Below are 3378 nucleotides of genomic sequence, written 5' to 3' on the forward strand. Positions count from 1 at the left end.
AGGCGGGCCGCCCGGTCGGCGACGGTGCCGGCCAGCTCCTCGCCTGCCGCGCGGGGCCGTGGCCGGTGCCCGCCCGGCTCCGGAGGCGCCGGCGGCTGTGCGTGCTCGGGGGAGTCCTGGGAACGCAGCTGCGCCCCGCGTCCTTCCGCGGGGGCGGCGGGGCGGGCGGTGGTCGGTCGCCGGCCCTCGTGCGAGGTGGGGTGCTCCGTCACGCGTTCAGAATCCGTCCGTCCGGGGCTGCGCGCAGCGCGCGCCGTGCAGTACGAGCCTTTCCGTGGTGCTCACACACGTCGGCAGTAGAGGAACAGCTGGTGCTCCGGTGCCGTGGTGGCGCTCGCCGGAGCGTACGCGTACGAGTCCTCCCCGGCGATCTCCAGACCCGCATCGCGCACAACCTGGCGCAATTCGTCTCGCAGGTATCCGGATACCCGGATTGTTTCGCCGATGAACGGGATCACCGTGTCGTCGAGGTCCGCCTCGACCATGGACAGCGAGATCAGGCCGCGCGGCACCAGCATCTCCCGCAGCCTCCCGAGCGTCTCGGGGATCTCGCGCCGGGGCAGCATGAGGAGCGAGAAGAAGCAGGCGATGCCCTCGAACTGGCCGATTCCTTGCGGTCCCTCGGCCTCCAGGAACGCGATGTCGCGCTGCAGGAACTCGCCCTCCGGCACATTCTGCCGGGCCAGCTCCACCATCCGCGCGGACAGGTCGACGCCCGTCACCCGGTGCCCGGCGTCGGCGAGCTGCCGGGCCGTGGGCAGTCCGGTGCCGCAGCCCACGTCGAGCACCCGGGAGTGCGGCGGCAGCCGCTTGATCAGCCACTCGCCCGAGGCGAGCTGGCCCTCCTTGTGCGGGAAGGCCTCGTCGTACCGCTCGCCGAGTGCGTCGAACGCCTCGGCCTGGCCTCTGCGGTCGGGACCGCCCTCCTCGGGCCGGTCCTCGTATCCCTCACTCACGTGCTGCCGCCCCTCGGTGACGTACGGTCGAGCGCTGTGAACGGTCGTGCGCCGTGACCGGCCGGTGCTGTGACCGGTCAAGCGCCGTGCAGGTGCTGCGAGTTGCTTCCGTGCGCCCTTGCGGAGGACGATCCTACGTTTGGACCACGGGGGCGCATCAAGGGTCTCATGTGGTCACCTGCGCGGGCGTACGGTCCCAGTCGGGCGGCAGCGCGGGCACCGGCCAGGCGGGATCGGGCCGCCAGCGCTGCCAGCCGTCCGCGAAGGGCGGGCCCCACGCGCGGATCACCTCCACCGCGGCCCGCCCCGCCGCCCGTACCGCGTCCGCCTGCTCCGCGTCCATCAGGCCCGCCCGGCCCGCCTCGGCGAACTCGTCCTCGTCGTGCCAGCGCCAGCTGCGGTCCGGGCGCACCGAGATGTCGAGGAAGTGGTCCACCGAGTCGACGCCGCCGGACCAGCGGGTGAGGGGCTCCTCGAGGTTGACGTACCAGCTCTTGAAGCGCCATCCAGGTTCCCAGAACAGCCACACCGACCAGGGCTCGCCCGGCCGCGCCAGCTTCAGGACGCCGGTGCCGAACCACCGGTCGCGGCGGACGGTGCGCGGCTTGGTGTAGCGGGTGGCGAGCGGCTCGCGGTGCACGGGGGTGCCGTCGGCGAGCACCGGCTTGATGCACTCGGTGCCGGGCGCGAGCCACACCGCGAGCTGCTCCGGGGTGTCGGACACGACGGTCACCGGGCGGCAGATGTGCAGGCGCGGCCCGCCGTTCTCCCGGTACCGCCACAGGACGGTGCTGCCGGGCTGCCAGCGTCCGGGGCCGTCGCCCCCGCTCGAGCCCGCCCCGTCCGGTGTCTGCGTGATGTGGCCTGTCATGGACAGATATTACGCAGGCACCGGACGGGGGCCCATGCCGAGCGGGACTTTGCGGACAGGCCTCAGGGCCGGGTCATCCGCAGTACGTCCAGGGCGGCGTCCAGCTGCTCCTCGGTGAGGTCGCCGCGCTCCACGTAACCGGACTCCAGGACGACCTCGCGGATGGTCTTCCGCTCGGCCAGGGACTTCTTGGCGACCTTCGCCGCCTCCTCGTATCCGATGTACTTGTTCAGCGGGGTGACCACGGAGGGCGACGACTCGGCGTACTCGCGGGCCCGTTCGGCGTTCGCCGTGATGCCGTCCACGGTGCGGTCGGCGAGCAGCCGGGAGACGTTGGCAAGCAGGCGGATCGACTCGAGCACATTCTTGGCGATCACCGGGAGCATCACATTCAGCTCGAAATTGCCCGCGGCGCCGGCCGTCGCGACGGTGGCGTCGTTCCCGGTGACCTGGGCGGCGACCATCAGGACCGCCTCCGGCACGACCGGGTTCACCTTGCCCGGCATGATCGACGAACCGGGCTGCAGATCCGGCAGATTGATCTCGGCCAGGCCGGTCCGCGGCCCGGACGCCATCCAGCGCAGATCGTTCGCGATCTTCGTCAGGCCGACCGCGATGGTCCTGAGCTGGCCCGAGGTCTCCACCACCGCGTCCCGCGCGCCCTGCGCCTCGAAGTGGTCGCGGGCCTCGGTCAGCGGAAGCCCGGTGCTCCGCGCCACCTCCGCGATCACCTCGGCGGCGAAGCCGGGCGGGGTGTTGATGCCGGTGCCCACCGCGGTGCCGCCGAGCGGCAGTTCGGCCAGGCGCGGCAGCGAGTCCCGCAGCCGCTCGACGCCGTAGCGGATCTGTGCCGCGTACCCGCCGAACTCCTGGCCCAGCGTCACCGGCGTCGCGTCCATCAGATGCGTACGACCGGACTTCACGACCTCGGCGAACTCCGTGGACTTGCGCTCCAGGGCCGCCGCCAGATGCTCGAGCGCCGGAATCAGATCACGGGTCACGGCTGCGGTCGCCGCGATGTGGATCGAGGACGGGAACACGTCGTTCGACGACTGTGAGGCGTTCACATGGTCGTTCGGGTGGACCTCGCGGCCGAGGCGCTCGCCGGCGAGGGTGGCGAGCACCTCGTTGGTGTTCATGTTGGACGAGGTGCCGGAGCCGGTCTGGAAGACGTCGACCGGGAAGTGCGCGTCCCAGCGGCCGTCCGCGACCTCGGCGGCGGCGTCCTGGACGGCGGCGGCGATGTCCTTGTCGACCACCCCGAGCTCGGCGTTCACCTTGGCCGCGGCGGCCTTGATCCGGGCCAGGGCCTCGATGTGGGCGCGCTCGATGCGTTGCCCGGAGACCGGGAAGTTCTCCACGGCGCGCTGCGTCTGGGCCCGCCACTTCGCGTCCGCGGGTACCCGGACCTCGCCCATCGAGTCGTGCTCGACTCGGAACTCTTCGCTGCTCATGCTGGCGCATCCTCCTGTGTCTCTCGCCCGACGGCCTCTCCATTGTCCTGCCGGGCGGGCCTCCTCAATCGCCGGAGGGGCTCTTATAGAGCCCCTC

Annotated in this window: 3 protein-coding genes and 1 pseudogene; all 4 read right to left on the reverse strand. The window is 71.8% G+C overall.

Annotated elements, in window-relative coordinates; genetic code table 11:
* A pseudogene (locus tag DY218_RS25430) lies at positions 1-212 on the reverse strand (serine/threonine protein phosphatase); the annotation flags it as partial.
* 69 nt (positions 213-281) lie between these two features.
* Entirely contained in the window at positions 282-956 is a 675-nt protein-coding gene (locus DY218_RS25435) for a class I SAM-dependent DNA methyltransferase (RefSeq protein ID WP_128558484.1), read from the reverse strand.
* Positions 957-1122: 166 nt separating this feature from the next.
* The gene (fomD, locus tag DY218_RS25440) at positions 1123-1827 is read right to left on the reverse strand and encodes a cytidylyl-2-hydroxypropylphosphonate hydrolase (RefSeq protein ID WP_128558485.1); all 705 of its coding nucleotides are present in this window, start codon (positions 1825-1827) and stop codon (positions 1123-1125) included.
* Between the two features lie 62 nt (positions 1828-1889).
* Complete coding sequence (locus DY218_RS25445) at positions 1890-3281, reverse strand: class II fumarate hydratase (RefSeq protein ID WP_128558486.1); 1392 nt, start codon at positions 3279-3281, stop codon at positions 1890-1892.
* Positions 3282-3378: the final 97 nt, after the last annotated feature.

The organism is Streptomyces triticagri (assembly GCF_003429565.1).
GTDB lineage: Bacteria > Actinomycetota > Actinomycetes > Streptomycetales > Streptomycetaceae > Streptomyces > Streptomyces triticagri.